Source organism: Pseudomonas sp. MPB23 (assembly GCF_046605395.1).
Taxonomy (GTDB): Bacteria; Pseudomonadota; Gammaproteobacteria; order Pseudomonadales; family Pseudomonadaceae; genus Aquipseudomonas.
Window position 1 is genome coordinate 5,567,662 of record NZ_CP176771.1, and the last position, 16,151, is coordinate 5,583,812.

At 60.0% G+C, this 16,151-nt stretch carries 18 protein-coding genes and 1 pseudogene; 7 read left to right on the forward strand and 12 right to left on the reverse strand.

What is annotated here, in order from left to right; all coding sequences use genetic code 11:
* Positions 1 to 23: 23 nt before the first annotated feature.
* Positions 24 to 1,697, reverse strand: coding sequence for a DEAD/DEAH box helicase (locus tag ACLH0J_RS25175; protein ID WP_411389534.1), 1,674 nt, complete (start codon positions 1,695 to 1,697; stop codon positions 24 to 26).
* Between the two features lie 422 nt (positions 1,698 to 2,119).
* Here ACLH0J_RS25175 and ACLH0J_RS25180 point away from each other — a divergent pair, with 422 nt between their 5' ends.
* A complete protein-coding gene (locus ACLH0J_RS25180) occupies positions 2,120 to 2,911 on the forward strand; it encodes a crotonase/enoyl-CoA hydratase family protein (protein ID WP_411389535.1) in 792 nt (263 codons plus the stop codon).
* Between the two features lie 10 nt (positions 2,912 to 2,921).
* Here ACLH0J_RS25180 and ACLH0J_RS25185 read toward each other — a convergent pair whose 3' ends face one another.
* The gene (locus ACLH0J_RS25185; RefSeq protein ID WP_411389536.1) at positions 2,922 to 3,677 is read right to left on the reverse strand and encodes a spermidine synthase; all 756 of its coding nucleotides are present in this window, start codon (positions 3,675 to 3,677) and stop codon (positions 2,922 to 2,924) included.
* A 124-nt stretch (positions 3,678 to 3,801) separates the two neighbouring features.
* Between ACLH0J_RS25185 and ACLH0J_RS25190 the strand changes: the two genes are divergently transcribed.
* Positions 3,802 to 5,148: a class II 3-deoxy-7-phosphoheptulonate synthase gene (locus ACLH0J_RS25190; RefSeq protein ID WP_411389537.1), complete on the forward strand. Its 1,347-nt coding sequence runs from the start codon at positions 3,802 to 3,804 to the stop codon at positions 5,146 to 5,148.
* Positions 5,149 to 5,182: 34 nt separating this feature from the next.
* Here ACLH0J_RS25190 and ACLH0J_RS25195 read toward each other — a convergent pair whose 3' ends face one another.
* Both ACLH0J_RS25195 and ACLH0J_RS25200 read right to left on the reverse strand, forming a co-directional pair.
* Positions 5,183 to 6,400, reverse strand: coding sequence for a winged helix-turn-helix domain-containing protein (locus ACLH0J_RS25195; RefSeq protein ID WP_411389538.1), 1,218 nt, complete (start codon positions 6,398 to 6,400; stop codon positions 5,183 to 5,185).
* A 45-nt stretch (positions 6,401 to 6,445) separates the two neighbouring features.
* Positions 6,446 to 6,652 carry a DUF1127 domain-containing protein gene (locus ACLH0J_RS25200; RefSeq protein WP_411389539.1) on the reverse strand — a complete coding sequence of 69 codons (207 nt, stop codon included), beginning with the start codon at positions 6,650 to 6,652 and terminating at the stop codon, positions 6,446 to 6,448.
* A 70-nt stretch (positions 6,653 to 6,722) separates the two neighbouring features.
* Here ACLH0J_RS25200 and ACLH0J_RS25205 point away from each other — a divergent pair, with 70 nt between their 5' ends.
* Positions 6,723 to 7,604: a LysR family transcriptional regulator gene (locus ACLH0J_RS25205; protein ID WP_411389540.1), complete on the forward strand. Its 882-nt coding sequence runs from the start codon at positions 6,723 to 6,725 to the stop codon at positions 7,602 to 7,604.
* Here the strand turns inward: ACLH0J_RS25205 and ACLH0J_RS25210 are convergent.
* Entirely contained in the window at positions 7,594 to 8,343 is a 750-nt protein-coding gene (locus tag ACLH0J_RS25210) for a sulfite exporter TauE/SafE family protein (RefSeq protein ID WP_411389541.1), read from the reverse strand. The two genes, ACLH0J_RS25205 and ACLH0J_RS25210, sit on opposite strands and share 11 nt — an antisense overlap.
* 107 nt (positions 8,344 to 8,450) lie before the next feature.
* Between ACLH0J_RS25210 and ACLH0J_RS25215 the strand changes: the two genes are divergently transcribed.
* The 4 genes and pseudogenes from ACLH0J_RS25215 to ACLH0J_RS25230 form a co-directional block, all read left to right on the forward strand.
* Positions 8,451 to 9,401 (forward strand): LysR family transcriptional regulator, encoded by a 951-nt coding sequence (locus tag ACLH0J_RS25215; RefSeq protein ID WP_411389542.1) that lies wholly within the window; start codon positions 8,451 to 8,453, stop codon positions 9,399 to 9,401.
* Positions 9,402 to 9,480: 79 nt separating this feature from the next.
* Positions 9,481 to 9,933, forward strand: a complete 453-nt coding sequence (locus ACLH0J_RS25220; RefSeq protein ID WP_411389543.1) for a MarR family winged helix-turn-helix transcriptional regulator — start codon at positions 9,481 to 9,483, stop codon at positions 9,931 to 9,933.
* A 176-nt stretch (positions 9,934 to 10,109) separates the two neighbouring features.
* Positions 10,110 to 10,529, forward strand: coding sequence for an organic hydroperoxide resistance protein (locus tag ACLH0J_RS25225; RefSeq protein WP_010176159.1), 420 nt, complete (start codon positions 10,110 to 10,112; stop codon positions 10,527 to 10,529).
* A 30-nt stretch (positions 10,530 to 10,559) separates the two neighbouring features.
* Positions 10,560 to 11,282, forward strand: a pseudogene (locus ACLH0J_RS25230) (alpha/beta hydrolase fold domain-containing protein); the annotation flags it as partial.
* A 290-nt stretch (positions 11,283 to 11,572) separates the two neighbouring features.
* Here the strand turns inward: ACLH0J_RS25230 and ACLH0J_RS25235 are convergent.
* The 7 genes from ACLH0J_RS25235 to ACLH0J_RS25265 form a co-directional block, all read right to left on the reverse strand.
* On the reverse strand, positions 11,573 to 11,737 hold the full coding sequence (locus ACLH0J_RS25235; RefSeq protein WP_163002004.1) for a hypothetical protein: 165 nt from the start codon (positions 11,735 to 11,737) through the stop codon (positions 11,573 to 11,575).
* Positions 11,738 to 11,899: 162 nt separating this feature from the next.
* On the reverse strand, positions 11,900 to 12,955 hold the full coding sequence (locus ACLH0J_RS25240) for a hypothetical protein (protein WP_411389544.1): 1,056 nt from the start codon (positions 12,953 to 12,955) through the stop codon (positions 11,900 to 11,902).
* Between the two features lie 84 nt (positions 12,956 to 13,039).
* Entirely contained in the window at positions 13,040 to 13,459 is a 420-nt protein-coding gene (locus tag ACLH0J_RS25245) for a hypothetical protein (protein WP_411389545.1), read from the reverse strand.
* A gap of 162 nt (positions 13,460 to 13,621) precedes the next feature.
* A complete protein-coding gene (locus ACLH0J_RS25250) occupies positions 13,622 to 13,912 on the reverse strand; it encodes a hypothetical protein (RefSeq protein ID WP_411389546.1) in 291 nt (96 codons plus the stop codon).
* Positions 13,899 to 14,165, reverse strand: coding sequence for a hypothetical protein (locus tag ACLH0J_RS25255; protein ID WP_411389547.1), 267 nt, complete (start codon positions 14,163 to 14,165; stop codon positions 13,899 to 13,901). The genes ACLH0J_RS25250 and ACLH0J_RS25255 overlap by 14 nt, the downstream gene beginning before the upstream one ends.
* The gene (locus tag ACLH0J_RS25260) at positions 14,162 to 14,914 is read right to left on the reverse strand and encodes a hypothetical protein (RefSeq protein ID WP_411389548.1); all 753 of its coding nucleotides are present in this window, start codon (positions 14,912 to 14,914) and stop codon (positions 14,162 to 14,164) included. The genes ACLH0J_RS25255 and ACLH0J_RS25260 overlap by 4 nt, the downstream gene beginning before the upstream one ends.
* A gap of 524 nt (positions 14,915 to 15,438) precedes the next feature.
* A complete protein-coding gene (locus tag ACLH0J_RS25265; RefSeq protein ID WP_411389549.1) occupies positions 15,439 to 15,981 on the reverse strand; it encodes a hypothetical protein in 543 nt (180 codons plus the stop codon).
* Positions 15,982 to 16,151: the final 170 nt, after the last annotated feature.

Consider the following 16,151-nt stretch of genomic DNA (forward strand, 5'->3'; position numbering starts at 1 on the left):
CGATCAATCAGCCCAGGGGCGGATCAATCTTCGCGGTAGCGACGCAGCTTCAACTGCTTACCGGCAACGCGAGTGTCTTTCAGCTTGGTCAGCAGTTTTTCCAGACCGTCTTCCGGCAGCTCCACCAGGGAGAAGCTGTCACGGACCTGGATGCGACCAATGGCTTCGCGTGCCAAACCACCCTCGTTGAGGATAGCGCCCAGCAGGTTCTTGGCAGCGATACCATCACGCGCACCCAGCGCGGTACGGCAACGAGCACGGCCTTCAGCCAACGGCACCGGAGCGCGACGCTCACGATCACTACGCTCTGGACGGTCGCCGGAACGCTCTGGACGATCACCGCGTGGCGCGCTGTTCGGTACCAGTGGACGTTCTTTTTCGATGGCTGCCAGGGTCAGGGCCTGACCATTGGTGGCCTTGCGCAACAGGGCGGCAGCCAGAGCGCGCGGGGTGCAGCCGATATCGGCGGTCAGGCGGTCCAGCAGGTCGCCGTGGGTCGATTCAGCGTCAGCCACCAGCGGCGACAGGCTGTTGGTCAGTTTCTTGATGCGCGCATCGAGAACGGCCTGGGCATCCGGCAGGCGGACTTCCGCGACTTTCTGACCGGTTACACGCTCGATCACTTGCAGCATGCGACGCTCACGCGGAGTCACCAGCAGCAATGCGCGACCTTCGCGACCGGCACGGCCGGTACGACCGATACGGTGAACGTAGGACTCTGGATCGTAAGGCATGTCAACGTTGAACACGTGGGTGATACGCGGAACGTCGAGACCACGGGCGGCTACGTCGGTCGCCACAACGATGTCCAGGCGGCCATCCTTGAGGGAGTCGATCACACGCTCACGCTGGTTCTGGGCGATGTCACCGTTCAGCGCAGCGGCTTTGTAGCCTTTGGCTTCCAGGGCACTGGCCAGGTCCAGGGTCGCTTGCTTGGTACGCACGAACATGATCAGCGCGTCGAAGTCTTCGACTTCCAGCAGGCTCAATACAGCCGAGGTCTTCTGGTCAGCGTGAACCAACAGGTGAGCCTGTTCGATCGCGGTAACGGTCTGAGTCTTGGTCTGGATCTTCACGTGTTGCGGATCGCGCAGGTGGCGTTCGGCAATGGCACGGATCGACTGTGGCAGGGTGGCCGAGAACAGGACGGTCTGACGGGTCGGTGGCAGCGCCTTGAAGATGACTTCCAGGTCATCCATGAAGCCCAGCTTCAACATTTCGTCAGCTTCGTCCAGAACCAGGTGGTTCACGGTCGACAGGACTTTCTCGTCACGACGCAGGTGGTCGCACAGACGACCCGGGGTGGCCACAACGATCTGTGCGCCATTACGGATAGCCTTGAGTTGCGGGCCCATCGGTGCGCCGCCGTAGACGGCTACAACGGTTACGCCTGGCATTTGCTTGGCGTAGGTTTCAAAAGCGGTTGCTACTTGCAGCGCCAACTCACGGGTTGGCGCCAGGATCAGGGCTTGCGGTTCGCGCTTGGCAGGATCGATGCAGTGCAGGATAGGCAGGGCGAACGCGGCGGTTTTACCTGTACCGGTTTGCGCCTGGCCAATCATGTCATGGCCGGCCATGATGATCGGGATCGATTGCTGCTGAATCGCCGAAGGTTCTTCGTAGCCGGTCGCAATGACGGCAGCAAGAATGTTCGGGTTAAGATTAAAAGCGGCGAAGCCGCCGGTTTCCTGGGTCATGGGTCTGCCTCTAAGTGCATCCGCAAAGACCCATGCTCCAAAGCTGCGCATGCCGTGTTGAGACTCAAGAGTCGCCCTGGCTGCTTTGTCGGCGGGGATTTGCGAAAACGAATGAATGAAAAAGATTCGTCAAGGAAGAGTCCGCTGTGCGGACGTGCAGCCGAAGCTGACTTCGGGGAATTGCGCTACCTAAACGCGGCCCGGTTAAAGGCCGGCGCGCACTATACCGGAAATAGCTGAAAAAGGGAGCTTTTTTTATCGCAAAGCGCCGATATACCGTGCTGCATCACCGCCTTTGCAGATCGGCGCACCAGGGTCTATTTTTCAAAGGCCCGGCCCTGCTGGTCAAAACACTTAAACGGTTCACCCAGCGACTGAGACCTTTGGTCTGAAACCCTTCCCCGCGCCCGAGGGCACACCCGATGAATCAAGCCAGCAGTAGCCGCGTCAGCCGTGAACTTCAGGGCCACGTCCTGTTGTTGGGCCTGAATCGGGTAGCCAAGCGCAATGCCTTCGACCTGGATTTGCTCAATGAGCTGAGCCTGGCGTATGGCGAATTTGATCGAAACGACGAAGCGCGGGTAGCGGTGGTATTCGCCCACGGCGACCACTTCACCGCTGGACTGGACCTGGCCAATGTCAGGGGTGTGATGGCGGGAGGCTGGCAACCGCCACCGGGGGGATGCGATCCGTGGGGCGTGTTCGCAGGTCCGCGCGTCAGCAAACCGGTGATCGTCGCGGCCCAGGGCTACTGCCTGACCATCGGCATCGAGTTGATGCTGGCGGCGGATATCAATCTCTGTGCGAGCAACACGCGCTTTGCGCAAATGGAAGTGCAGCGTGGGATCTTTCCATTCGGCGGCGCGACCCTACGCTTTCATCAGATAGCCGGTTGGGGCAACGCGATGCGCTGGTTGCTCACCGGCGACGAATTCGATGCCCACGATGCCCTGCGCCTGGGCTTGGTACAGGAGGTAATGGCCAGCGAAGACCTGCTACCGCGCGCCATCGAATTGGCCACCCGCATCGCGCGTCAGGCACCGCTTGGGGTTCAAGCCACCTTGATGTCCGCCCGCCTGGCGCGCCTGGAAGGCGAAGCCGTTGCCGCCGCCGCGTTACCGCCGCTGGTCGATAAACTGCTCAACAGCGAAGACGCCAAGGAAGGCGTGCGCGCCATGATCGAAAAGCGCCCCGGGATATTCAGGGGCCTGTAGGCGTCTGGCATCAAGTCGCAGGACGAATGGCCTTGATCAAGGGTTGCAACGAATACCCCAAACGCGGCGCCAAGGCTTCGGCGCGAGCAGAGAGCGCCGCATGATCCAGCGTCTGATCCAACTCCGAAGGCACCAAGAGGATCACATTGCCCTCCTTCACCGGCAGTTCCCAGTAATGCCGGTGATACAACCCACGCAGCAAGGCCGCGCCCAACGGCTTGCCGTCGTCGGTGGCCCACTGGTTGATCACCAGCCAGCCGCCGGGGTTGAGTTTCTTCTGGCAGTTTTCCAGGAACGTCCAGGCCAGGTGCCCGACGCCGGGGCCGACGTCGGTGTACAGGTCGACGAAAATCAGGTCGGCGGTTTCGGCGGTTTCGAGCAGTTCCAGGGCATCGCCAATGCGGATATACAGGCGCGGATCGTCGTCCAACCCCAAGTACTCGATGGCCAGGCGCGGCACGTCAGGGCGCAACTCGATGGCCTCCACGTCTTCCAGCGGCAGGAACTTGAGACATGCCTGGGTCAGCGTGCCCGCCCCCAGGCCGAGGAACAGCGCGCTCTCCGGCTGTTCATGGCACAAGGCGCCGATCAACATGGCGCGGGTGTAGTCGTACTCCAGCCAGCTCGGGTCGGCGGTGAATACGCAGCTTTGTTCGATGGCGTCGCCGAATTCGAGAAACCGGTAATCGGCCACTTCGAGCACACGGATCATGCCGAATTCATCATGGACTTCGGCCAGCAGGTGCTCGACACGCTCCTCGCTCATTACTACTCCTAAACGGTTTACCGCACGGCAAAGGCGCGATTGTCGGCCAACCGACGGCAACAGGTCACGCACTAATTGCTGATAACATTGGCGCCCGACCGTCAATCACCCTATCGAGTTCACGATGAGCCAACCCTGGAGCCCCGACAGCTGGCGCGCCCTGCCGATCCAGCAACAACCCCAGTACCCGGACGCTGCGCACCTGTTGCAGGTGGAGCAGAGCCTGGCCAGCTATCCGCCGCTGGTGTTTGCCGGGGAAGCCCGCGAGTTGCGCCGTCAGTTTGCCGAGGTGACTCAAGGACGGGCCTTCCTGCTGCAAGGCGGCGACTGCGCCGAGAGCTTTGCCGAGTTCTCCGCCGCCAAAATCCGCGACACCTTCAAGGTGCTGCTGCAGATGGCGATCGTGATGACCTTCGCCGCCGGCTGCCCGGTGGTCAAAGTCGGACGCATGGCCGGCCAGTTCGCCAAGCCGCGCTCGGCCAACGATGAAACCATCGACGGCATCACCCTGCCCGCCTACCGTGGCGATATCGTCAATGGCATTGGCTTCGACGAAAAAAACCGTGTGCCGGACCCGGACCGCCTGCTGCAGTCCTACCATCAGTCCACCGCCACCCTCAACCTGTTGCGCGCCTTTGCCCAGGGTGGCTTTGCCGACCTGCACCAAGTGCACAAGTGGAACCTGGACTTTATCGCCAACTCCGCCCTGGCCGAAAAGTACAGCCAACTGGCCAACCGCATCGACGAAACCCTGGCCTTCATGCGCGCCTGCGGCATGGACAGTTCGCCGCAACTGCGCGAAACCAGCTTCTTCACCGCCCACGAAGCGCTGCTGCTCAACTACGAACAAGCCTTCGTGCGCCGCGACAGCCTGACCAACGACTACTACGACTGCTCGGCCCACATGCTGTGGATCGGCGACCGCACCCGTCAACTGGACGGTGCCCACGTCGAATTCCTGCGCGGGGTGAACAACCCTATCGGGGTCAAGGTCGGCCCGAGCATGAACCCCGACGACCTGATCCGCCTGATCGACATCCTCAATCCGGACAACGACCCCGGTCGCCTGAACCTGATCGCACGCATGGGCGCGGGCAAAGTCGGCAACCACCTGCCAGACCTGATTCGCGCCGTGCAGCGTGAAGGCAAACAGGTGCTGTGGAGTTCCGACCCGATGCATGGCAACACCATCAAGGCCAGCAGCGGCTACAAGACCCGCGACTTCGCGCAGATCCTCGGCGAAGTGAAGGAGTTCTTCCAGGTGCACCAGGCCGAGGGCACTTATGCTGGCGGGATTCATATCGAGATGACCGGGCAGAACGTCACCGAATGCATCGGCGGCGCGCGGCCGATTACCGAAGACGGCTTGTCGGACCGCTACCACACCCATTGCGACCCACGGATGAATGCCGATCAGTCGCTGGAGCTGGCGTTCCTGATTGCCGAGACCTTGAAACAGGTCAAGCGCTAGCGCCTATTGTGGCAAGCGCGCTTGCCACACGGCCTCATGCCTTTAGCATCGCCGCCCGCAATCGGGCGGCACTGGGCCGCTGGCAATTGAGCTGAACCTGCTCCAATCCCAGCCAGTCGGCCATTTGCCGCAGGTTCGACGCCAGCGCCAGCATGCCCTCGTCGTCCAGTCCCGGCTCTTCTTCATGCACCGCATGCACCGCCAGGCGCCCGTTCGCGCGTTCGGCGCGCAAATCGATGCGCGCGGCAATACGCTCGTTGTGCAAAAACGGCAGCACGTAATAGCCATACACCCGCTTGTCTTGAGGGGTATAGATCTCCAACCGGTAGCGAAAATCGAACAGGCGCTCGGTACGGCTGCGTTCCCAGATCAATGAATCGAAGGGCGACAAAAGTGCGCTGGCCGGCACCTTGCGCGGTACTTTCGGCGTGGGCAGGCAGTACGCCGGAGACTTCCAGCCTTGTACCCGACAGGTCAGCAATTGCCCGTCCTCCACCAGTTCGGCCAGGCGATTGCGGCTGTCGACCGGGTCGAGACGGAAGTAATCGCGCAGGTCTTTTTCGGTGCCGACACCGAGTGCAGTGGCGCTGTGCAGCAACAAACCGCGCTGAGCCTCGGCTTCGTCCACGGTTATTTGAAGGATGTCGCCGGGGATTACCCGTTCCGGTAAATCGTAGAGACGCTCAAACCCACGCCGACCGGCAACCGTGACCAGGCCCGCGGCAAACAGCCATTCCAGCGCATGTTTTTCATCACTCCAGTCCCACCAGGGGCCGGCGCGTTCCTCGCGGGTCGACAAACTGCCCGCGCCCACTGCGCCTTGCTGCTCGACCGTCCTCAGTACCCGCTGGATGATCGCCTGCTGCTCGCGACCAAAGCGCGCCATCTGCGCATAGATGCCCTGCCCCTGCCGGGCCCGCGCCATGCGCCAGCGCATCAACGGGTATAACGCCATCGGCAGCAGCGACGCTTCATGCCCCCAGTATTCGAACAACGAACGCCGCCGCCCCTGGCTCCAGGCCGCCTGCTCAAGAAGCATCGGAGTGTAGTGGCCCAAGCGGGAAAACAGCGGCAAGTAATGGGAGCGCACCACCGCGTTGACCGAGTCGATCTGCAGCACACCCAGGCGCTCGATCATGCGGTTGAGGTGCGCGGGTTTGATCGTTGCAGGCCCCAGGCGTCCAGAAAACCCTTGGGCCGCCAGGGCCATGCGTCGAGCTTGCTTGACGGAAAACGACAGGTCGACGGGCATGAGACGCTCCTTGTGGACTCGCCGACTACCCTACTGCATTCAGGATCATTTCTGCAGCGGGTCTTGCCAGAAATGCAGGCGGCGATCCTGTTCGACGTCGCCGCGATTGAGCCCGATATCCTTGAGGGCATCATCGCTCAGACTCGCCAGCATCTGACGCTCCTCATGCAACGCGCGCCAACGGGCAATCCTTTGAAACAGCCCGGAAAACGGACGTTTGCCCAGCGACACAAAGCCTTTTTGACCTTTCATCTTCTCGCCCTCCCGTGGGGATGACGCGAGTGTGTGCCGGGCCTTATGATCAATCCAACGAATGTTTCTTATGCAATACATCTCAGAGATTGATCAATTGTCCGTCTACCCGAGCATCGACACCGACGTGTTGCGCACCTTCGTCGCCATCGCCGACCAGGGTGGTTTTACCCGCGCCGCCGAACGGGTCAACCGCACCCAGTCGGCGGTGAGCATGCAGATGAAACGCCTGGAAGAAGACGTGCTGCAACGCAAGTTGTTCGAGCGCGATGGCCGCCAGGTGCGGCTCACGCCCGAAGGCCAGGTGTTATTGGGGTACGCGCGGCGCATCCTGAAACTGCACAGCGAAGTGTTCAACACCTTGCGCGAGCCGCATATGGTGGGGTTGGTGCGCATCGGCACGCCGGATGACTACGTCATGCGCTTCATGCCGGGGATTCTGAAACGGTTTTCCAAGGCATACCCGCTGATTCAGCTCGAGATGCACTGCGAATCGTCGCTGGTACTGGTGCAGCGGCGCGACTTGGCGCTGACGGTCATCAGCCGTGCACCGGGGAGCGAGATCGGCGAACTGTTGCGCAATGAGCGGATGGTTTGGGTGGCGGCGCCGTCGTTCTGTGTCGACGAGCACGAGTCCCTGCCGCTGGCCATTTCCGGCATGGACAGCTTCTGTACCCAATGGACGCGCTCCGCGCTGGACGCCATCGGCCGTGACTACCGCCTGGCGTATCACAGCTCCAACGGTGCCGCGATCCAAGCGGTGGTGGGTGCCGGCCTGGCGGTTACTGTCAGCATGGAAAGCCTGGTGACCGAGGACCTGCGGATACTGGGCAGCGAGGACGGGTTTCCATCGCTGCCGTCTGTAGATCTGCGGTTATTGCGCAATCCGACCATGACCTCGCCGATCACCGAATGCCTGGCGGAATACATCCTCGAAGGCTTCAGACTTTAAACGTCAGCATCACCGCGCACACCACCAGGAAGCCGCAGAACAGGCCGCGCAATACGCGCTCCGGCAGCGCATGAGCGACTTTCACGCCCCAACTGATACTGAGCAGGCCACCGACGGCCAGCGGCACGCCGATCATCCAGTCGACTTCGTGGTGCCAGGCGTAGGTGACCAGGGTCACACCGGTGCTGGGCAGTGCCAGGGCCAGGGACAGACCTTGGGCGACCACCTGAGAGGTGCCGAACACGCTGGTCAGCACCGGCGTGGCGACGACCGCCCCACCGACGCCAAACAAGCCGCCCATGGAACCGGAAGCCGCGCCCAATACACCCAGCCACGGCCAGCCATAACGCATCTGCGCCGTCGGTGGCGCATTGCGCGTGAACATGCGCAACAGGTTGTAGGCCGACAGCGCCACCAGGAAGGCGATAAAACCGATACGCATCGCGCCGGCATCCAGGCCCACCGCCCAGATCGAGCCCAGCCAGGCGAACGTGAAGCCCATCGCCCCCAGCGGCAGTGCGTGGCGCAGTTCGATGCGGTTGCGCTGGTGGTAACGCCACAAGGCCAGCATCACATTCGGCACCACCATCACCAGCGCCGTGCCTTGGGCCAGCTGCTGATCCAGCCCGAACACTACGCCGAGTACCGGGATCGCAATCAACCCGCCACCAATGCCAAACAGCCCACCCACCGTGCCGAGGGCCGCGCCCAATACCAGGTACATCACTAAATCCAACACTGCGCGCTACTCCACAATCCAGGGGTTGCATGCTACGCAGTCGAGTCTGGCGCGGAAACGCACAGCAACGCACAATGGCTGTGCCAATCTCGCATAAGCATTCATCAATGAACCCCAATACCCTGACCGATCAACTGAGCCTGTTTCTCGATGTGCTGGAAACCGGCAGTTTTTCCGCCGCCGCCCGGCGCCATCCGCTGACGCCCTCGGCGGTGGCTCGGCGCATCGACAGCCTGGAAAGCTCGGTGGGCAGCCGCTTGTTCCAGCGCAGTACCCATGCGGTGGTACCGACCCCGGCGGGCCTGGCGTTCGCCGAGCGGGCGCGGCGGATTGTCAGCGAGTTGCAATTGGCGCGGGCCGAAGCGGTGTCCCTGAGCCATGCGCCGGAGGGGCTGATTCGCGTGGATGCACCGGCGGCGTTTGGCCGGCGCCATCTGGCGCCGGTGATTGCCGACTTCCTGAATGTGTATCCGGGGCTGGATGTGCACCTGCATTTGATCGACAGCTTTGTCGACATGCAGGGCGCGCACCTGGGTAAGGTCGACCTGGTGTTGCGCGCCGGGCATATCGTCGACACCCGGCTGATTGCCACGCCGTTGGCCAGTATCGTGCGCATTGCCTGCGCCAGCCCGGCCTACCTGAAAAGCCGTGGCACGCCGACGCATCCGCGCGAACTCAGCGAACATGACGGTCTGGACTGGGATGGCCTGGCGCCCATGTTCGCCTGGCGCTTTGAGCTGGACGGGCGCCGTGCCACCTATCGTCCGCAGCGCATCCGTATGAGCGCCAACAACGCCGAAGCGCTGTTGTCCGGCGCCCTTGCCGGGCTGGGTATCGCCCATCTGCCCACTTGGCTGGCCAGTGAATACCTGGTGCGTGGCGAACTGTTGCCGCTGTTTTGCGAAGATGGTCTGCCCAGTCCGGAGACCGCTGGCATCTATGCCTTGCGCCTGGAACAACAACCCAACGCCCGCAGCCGGTTGCTGCTGGAATACCTCAAATCCCGTTTCAGCCCCATGCCGCCTTGGGATCTGGCACTGCAAAGCGGGCTGGTCTGACCGCCCGCACAGAATTATCTGGCGCATTAAAGATTTGCCCGCTAGATTCCAGCCCAGACACGCTTTTTCGAGGCACGCCATGCGCAAAAATCCTGATCCTTGCGAATCCCTGATGCTGGACAACCAGCTATGTTTCGCCCTGCACTCCACGTCGCTGCTGATGACCAAGGTCTACAAGCCACTGCTGCAAGCCCTTGGCCTGACCTACCCGCAATACCTGGCCATGATGGTGTTGTGGGAAGACGACGGTTTGACCGTCGGCGAAATCAGCAGCCGCCTGCTGACTGATCCGGGCTCCCTCACGCCACTGCTCAAGCGCCTGGAAGCTGAAGGCCTGCTCAGCCGCACCCGCAGTCGCGAAGACGAGCGCGTGGTGGTGGTAGAGCTGACTGCCGCCGGTCGCGCCTTGCAGGACAAGGCCATGGGGATTCCACAGTGCATCCTCGGCGCCAGCGGTCTGCAATTGGAGCAGTTGCGCAAGCTGCAGGCCGATTTGCTTGCGTTGCGGGGCAATCTGCAGAACGCAATCTAAACACAACAACACACTCAATATGTGGGAGGGGGCTTGCCTCCTCCCACATCGGTTTCTAGCGACTCAAAAAATATTTGCACATTTATCTTGCGCGCTAAACATTAGCGCTATACATTCACCTCACCAACTACTTAGCGCACAAACATTTAGCGCTAAACATTCAAGAGGACGACACCATGCAAACTCTCTACACCGCAGTAGCCACCGCCACCGGCGGCCGTGATGGTCGCGCTGTCTCCAGCGACAACATCCTCGACGTCAAACTCTCCACCCCTAAAGAACTCGGTGGTGCCGGCGGCCAGGCCACCAACCCTGAACAACTGTTCGCCGCCGGCTACTCGGCCTGCTTTATCGGTGCACTGAAATTTGTCGCCAGCCAGACCAAACGCAAAATCCCGGATGACGCCTCGATCACCGCTCACGTCGGCATCGGCCAGATCCCCGGCGGCTTCGGCCTGGACATCGACCTGCATATCAGCCTGCCGGGCTTGGCCCAGGACGATGCGCAAAGCCTGGTCGACGCAGCGCACCAAGTCTGCCCGTATTCCAACGCCACGCGTGGCAATGTCGATGTGCGTCTGCACGTAACCGTCTAATCAGCGTCGCTGTCACTGGAGGAGAAGAACATGAACACATTGGCCAAAGCACTGACCGGTAGCCTGCTCGCCTTGTCCGTCACCCACGCCTTTGCCGCGACCGGCGATGTCGAGCACACCACCCAGGCCTTCCTGGATGTGTTGAACGCCGGGACCGGCAAACCGATAGAGCAACTGGCGCCCAAGGACGCCCGCGCGGTACTGAGCGGCGCCCAGGCGGGGGTGAAGTTGACCTTGCCCAGGGCGGATGTCAGCCAGAAGACCATCCAGGTCGATGGCCAGCCGCTGGACCTGACCATCGTGCGGCCAGCCGGGGTCAAAGGCACATTGCCGGTGTTCATGTTCTTCCACGGCGGGGGTTGGGTGCTGGGGGATTACCCGACCCATGAACGGTTGGTGCGAGACCTGGTGGTGGGTTCGGGTGCAGTGGCGGTGTTCGTCAACTACACGCCGTCACCGGAAGCGCATTATCCGGTGGCCATCAATCAGGCCTACGGCGCAACGAAGTGGGTGGCCGAGCACGGCAAAGAGATCAACGTCGACGGCAAGCGCCTGGCGGTCGCCGGCAACAGTGTCGGCGGCAATATGGCGGCAGTGGTCAGCCTGATGGCTAAGGACAAGGGCACGCCGGCGATCAAGTTCCAGTTGCTGCTGTGGCCGGTGACCGACGCCAACTTCAACACCAATTCCTACAACCAGTACGCCGAAGGACACTTCCTCACCAAGAACATGATGACGTGGTTCTGGGACAACTCAGCGCCTGTCGGGTAGAACCATTAAGCACGGGGCCTGTAGCCATAGTCAAGTCTATTGGTGACACGGTTGTTACAGCGTTGGTTACACACGCAGCACACTGCATACCCATCAAGTGGTCATCCTCTGACCCAGCTCCCAAGGCATCTGAAAACCTTTACGTGACGCGACAGGCACGCGATAAGGATCACGCACGGGCGCCATAAAGCTCAGGCGTGTGCGAGGGCCTACGGGGGTAAGCGCGCAGGTCAGCTATGACAGGTGGTCTCAGGGAAATTTGTGCCAGATTCTCAAAGGGCCCCTAACGTATCCGCTACGACCTCACCGACCAGCTCAGCGATCAGCTCGCCATGGGCTGCACCGTAAAGAACCGCTACGGTGCCTATCAGTTTCCACGTGGCCTTCGAGGTCAACAGGGCCTTAAGGACGGCCAACCATGGTTTCTTGGCGTCCATAGCGGGCTCCTGCGTGGAATGTGAGTTTGAATGTGGGTCATTGCCTTGCGCTTTGCGCGTAGGAACGTGATACGGAATGGGCTCAACTGAAGGTCCACCGCGTGGATAGACGCTCAGGTCAGCCCACAAGGCCCGTGAAGGACCTCATGGATACTGCAGGTGTTACGGCTTTGCGACCACACGGGTGATCAGTGGGAAGCTCACGACCTCAGTCTGAAGTTTCTCAGTAGGGTCCGCTGGGTTTGCCAGCTTGAGTTTGACCTTGGCCTGGGCCATCACGTCAGCAATGCCGGTGATCTCGATATCCCAACCTTGGATGCCAGCGTTACGGGTAGCATGGATCGACCACACGTCACCGTTATTGCCTTCACGGAACGACAGCGAGGCGAAGCCTTTAGGCAGCATGAATACGCCACGGTTGGTGCCCGAGTAGAACTGCGTACGGCAACCCAACAGGTCCTCAACGTCATCCACACCAGCACGTTGGGCGGCGCGTTCAAGAACAGCTTGTTCGGTCATGTGCATCAGCAACACGAAGTCGCTCAAGGAGTTACCCACCGATTGGTTGATGGTCAGGGTCAAAGCGTCGATCCAGTCCTCAGCACGGTCGCGTGGCGAGGTGCCTGCAATGGTGACCTCTTTTTCCTCAGTGCTTGGGGACTTGATCAGGATGTCTACAATGGTCGAACCGCAAGCCTTCTCGAAGTCGGCCAGCATCTTATCCATCATCTGTTCCATGCCGTTGCCGGTGAAACCAGCGACCACATGAGCATCCAACAGGGTGAAGCGGTGCGAGAAGAATGCAGCGGTATTGGTCGGCTCGGTGAAGATGAAGTCACCAGCTACGGCCTCGCCTTCAGTCACCAGCGAGTGATCATAAATCGACTGGCGTGGGTCGAATTCGATGTTGCGGTTGACCATATTGACCAGTTGCACAGGGGTCGGCTCGGTGCCACGCGGACGGAACTCACAAGGGATAGCGTCGATAGCGCGTTGGTGCCATTCGCCGCCATTGAAGAATTCGTCAATACCCTGGACCACCGCCTGGGCCACCGCGCTCGCATCAGGGGCACTTGCAGAAGTGGAAGCTTGGGTATTAAAGCGCAGGTCACCGCCATTGCCCCACACAGCCTGCTCGTAGGCGGTCACTGCTTGAGGGCGGTCGGTGTGTTCACGGTGATCGGTGTTCTTGAAGGAATTGGGGGTACGGGTAGTCATCTGGAAGTCTCCTGAGTAGTTGCTTAAAGGGTTCAGGGAGACGCCAACAAGGGCCAGCGTCACCAAGGGAATCACAAGGTTGGTTTATTCGAAGTCGCCAGAGGACCACGACGAACGACCATTGGCCGAACGGATAGCGGCACCCATGGCCCGATACTTGTCTTCACGGGCTCGGCGCGCGCCTGCCTTACGGGCGACTTCGAGGGCCGTTGGGTTGTACGAAGCGAAGCGCTCTGCGTGGGTCTTAGCGGCTGCTTCTTGCTTGGTTCGTTCCACAGCAGCGGCTTTATCCGCACGAATGTACGCGGCATAGGCAGCAGGGCTACCTTCGAGTCTCAGACCAGCTTCAGCGTATTGGCGACCAATGGACGCAATGTTTGGTTCGTTCTTACCAGCGGTAGCGACCAACATGGTCAGCATGACGCCCTCGGCGTAAGTACGGGTTACGGATTGACCTTGGATTTCCACAGTCTCAGGGGTAACGTTTTGAATATTCAGCTTCATGGTTGTGTGTCTCCTATTCGGAAACATTGATCAAGCCTTGCCGCTATAGGCGCACAGGGACCAGAGACGAAGGAGTACGTCACCCGGTGGCCTTCAAGGCTTGTCGATGTTTTCTGGATTTAAAAGGTGGGTTGTTTTGCCGATGGCGGACGGCGGTGTGAGTTAAAGCGGGATGGTGATCGGTTGGCGGGTCAGCGGAATGCGCATAGGGGCGCGCATAACGGCGTCAATGCTCATATTGGTTGTGGTGGTGATCGCCTCGACGAGTGCGACCAAGGCCGGATTGGTAGCCTTCAGGTGCCCTATAAGTTTCTGGTAGTCCACACCGTGTTCATCGCTGGTGACGACCTGTTCGCGAACATGCCGGTCTCGCCAGATGGTGCGCAGCGTGATCAGCTTGGTTCGACTTGCTGGTGACGTAAAAAATGCGCTGAGCTGTTCAGAGAAGTTCATAGCGTTTCATCAGCTCGATAGTCTCAAGATCCACGCCATGGACCTGCGCAGCTACTTTGTTGGCGTCGGAGGCCTTCTTGGCTTCCCACCATGCGTGACGGTGAGGCGCTCTGTTCTTTCTGGCCTGACGGGCCTTGCGCAAGCGCTCAAGCTTGGCGACCCGATATTCGTGGGTATGGCCTTGCAGCATCATGGTAAGGACAAGGGTGAGACGGTGCCGTTGGGCGAAGGTCATCCGCTGGACGTGATTCATTGGATCACCTGCTTCTTCAGCTTCGTGGCACGGTCATCAGCAGCCTTTTTACGGGCTCGCTCAGCAATGTCGGTGTTGATTTCCATAGCTTTGCCCTGGATCCAGGCCAGACCCTTGGCGGTGACCCTGAAGCCGTCATCGTTACCGTGAAGGTTGGAGCAGCGCTTGAAGTAGCCCTCGTCGAATCCACGAGAAGATGGCTTGATAATCTTGCGGTACTCGGTCGGGTGCTCAGTGGAGACGAAACGGCGCGTTGCGACCATGTAATGCTTAGCCAGTTGAGGCTTGGTCACCCCGGCCATACGGCACGCTTCGTTCCACGGGACCCCAATGCCAAGCAAGCGGCGGTCAACAAGGTCAACTTTGGGAACGGCTGTAGCAAGCCGTGACTCTGCATCAGCGGCTGCAAGAAGAGCCATGCGGGCACTGAGGATAGAATCGTTACGCATGGCGATGAAAGCGCTGACTACCATCAGATAAAAGGCTGGCGAGACCCACATTGCGTAGGCGATGGTGCCGGCTTCTGTAGCCCACGTACCCGGATTGGCGCCACCATAAGCAAGATGGAAATTCCCACCTTGGTCGAGCGCAGTGCGAATCTCGTTGTTCCATTGCCCCGGACGTTTTGCCTCAGGCAGACCCAAGGTTTGATGGATCTCATTCAAACTCCACAGGCCCTCGGCGTTCGGCTTGAAGGTTTGCCCCTCAATCACGATTGGCAGCAGGTCGGTATTGTTGGTGCTGTTCATTGTTCGTTTTCCTTTTGGTAGTGCCTTCCAAGTTCGCACCCACCGCCGAGCATCCAGACCCCGAACAAGGGAACCGGCTGTGGCATGGAAGGCACTATCAGAAGAACTGGATATTGAGATGCCCAGCGACGGGCGTAGTGAAGCGCGGGCAGACCATGTGCTGGTCGTCCTGGTTATTGTGGGGGTTTTTAAATCTTCTTGACGGGCGACTCAGAATCCTTTAGGGAATCATGAAGTCCGTACAGGATGGCGAGACCCGTTGATGCGCCGCCGTTATCACCATGGACGATGTTGAAATTTCCACATCGGTTTCCCTCAGATCTGGGTCCTCGCTAAGACCCTTAAGATCCCTAACGTTGACTTAGAGGGAGGGGATTATTTTGCAATAGCAAATCCCTTCACCTTGGGTCCACCTAACGCCCTTGGGATCCGCAATGAGCATCCAGTGAGTTTTTACCCCAAGACACGTAAAGATCTTTTCGCCTCAACCCAAGGGTCATTTGGTTATTAATAGTATGCGGCATTTAATCAGAGACGCTTCCAACGCCCAGTGTTCGCAGGTCGTAGTGCAACTGTGCAATCGCTTCTGGGCTTGGCGGCTCAAGCTGGTCCTCCCATTGGCTCGAACGTTGCGGCGCATCCTTCAGGAAGCCATAGCGCATCAGATGGCTAAGCGCATCAGGTCTACTCTTAAGCAGGCGTGGCATGGCTAACTCGATGGCCTTCACGTACCGCTGCGCCTGACGTAGGCCCAACCGGCTGTGAGCCATTACAGTGGCCGTTGAGACGACTTCGAGGTCCGCGAGGATCGCTACAAGGCGCTTCACTGACAGAGGTTTAGACGAGCCACCAACCCCGATAGCCCGGTCATGCCAGTCAAGTCGAGCGATCCCTTCAATAATGTCCATAGCAAAGAAAGGGTACTGGCCGTAGTCGGGCTCAGTCGGGCCTATGAAGCCGCAGAACAGGTTGGTTATTTCCTTGGTAGGACGGCCTCGACCTCGCTTGACGCTGGAGATAGATGCAGTGTAATCGGCCTCGTGTAGAGCTGGATCGTAGCTGGTCATATGGTCCTCACTTGAAATCATGTCAGCCGTTGTGGCTACATCGGTTCTTGTGGGGGTTTTTAGCGACACCAGCCGTCACAAGGTCAGACCCAAGGCAACAAAAAGCCCACAAGGCCCAATGATTACGGGCACTTGCAGGCTCAAGGTGACGCTATGTAAATTGTGCAGGC

What these genes read in the sequence shown, in the direction of transcription:
- ACLH0J_RS25260 (WP_411389548.1), bottom strand. Translation starts at nt 14,914, where the DNA reads ATGAACAGCACCAACAATACCGACCTGCTGCCAATCGTGATTGAGGGG.
- ACLH0J_RS25205 (WP_411389540.1), top strand. Translation starts at nt 6,723, where the DNA reads ATGCAATACATCTCAGAGATTGATCAATTGTCCGTCTACCCGAGCATC.
- ACLH0J_RS25250 (WP_411389546.1), bottom strand. Translation starts at nt 13,912, where the DNA reads ATGAACTTCTCTGAACAGCTCAGCGCATTTTTTACGTCACCAGCAAGT.
- ACLH0J_RS25240 (WP_411389544.1), bottom strand. Translation starts at nt 12,955, where the DNA reads ATGACTACCCGTACCCCCAATTCCTTCAAGAACACCGATCACCGTGAA.
- ACLH0J_RS25225 (WP_010176159.1), top strand. Translation starts at nt 10,110, where the DNA reads ATGCAAACTCTCTACACCGCAGTAGCCACCGCCACCGGCGGCCGTGAT.
- ACLH0J_RS25185 (WP_411389536.1), bottom strand. Translation starts at nt 3,677, where the DNA reads ATGAGCGAGGAGCGTGTCGAGCACCTGCTGGCCGAAGTCCATGATGAA.
- ACLH0J_RS25200 (WP_411389539.1), bottom strand. Translation starts at nt 6,652, where the DNA reads ATGAAAGGTCAAAAAGGCTTTGTGTCGCTGGGCAAACGTCCGTTTTCC.
- ACLH0J_RS25175 (WP_411389534.1), bottom strand. Translation starts at nt 1,697, where the DNA reads ATGACCCAGGAAACCGGCGGCTTCGCCGCTTTTAATCTTAACCCGAAC.
- ACLH0J_RS25180 (WP_411389535.1), top strand. Translation starts at nt 2,120, where the DNA reads ATGAATCAAGCCAGCAGTAGCCGCGTCAGCCGTGAACTTCAGGGCCAC.
- ACLH0J_RS25195 (WP_411389538.1), bottom strand. Translation starts at nt 6,400, where the DNA reads ATGCCCGTCGACCTGTCGTTTTCCGTCAAGCAAGCTCGACGCATGGCC.
- ACLH0J_RS25265 (WP_411389549.1), bottom strand. Translation starts at nt 15,981, where the DNA reads ATGACCAGCTACGATCCAGCTCTACACGAGGCCGATTACACTGCATCT.
- ACLH0J_RS25190 (WP_411389537.1), top strand. Translation starts at nt 3,802, where the DNA reads ATGAGCCAACCCTGGAGCCCCGACAGCTGGCGCGCCCTGCCGATCCAG.
- ACLH0J_RS25215 (WP_411389542.1), top strand. Translation starts at nt 8,451, where the DNA reads ATGAACCCCAATACCCTGACCGATCAACTGAGCCTGTTTCTCGATGTG.
- ACLH0J_RS25245 (WP_411389545.1), bottom strand. Translation starts at nt 13,459, where the DNA reads ATGAAGCTGAATATTCAAAACGTTACCCCTGAGACTGTGGAAATCCAA.
- ACLH0J_RS25255 (WP_411389547.1), bottom strand. Translation starts at nt 14,165, where the DNA reads ATGAATCACGTCCAGCGGATGACCTTCGCCCAACGGCACCGTCTCACC.
- ACLH0J_RS25220 (WP_411389543.1), top strand. Translation starts at nt 9,481, where the DNA reads ATGCGCAAAAATCCTGATCCTTGCGAATCCCTGATGCTGGACAACCAG.
- ACLH0J_RS25235 (WP_163002004.1), bottom strand. Translation starts at nt 11,737, where the DNA reads ATGGACGCCAAGAAACCATGGTTGGCCGTCCTTAAGGCCCTGTTGACC.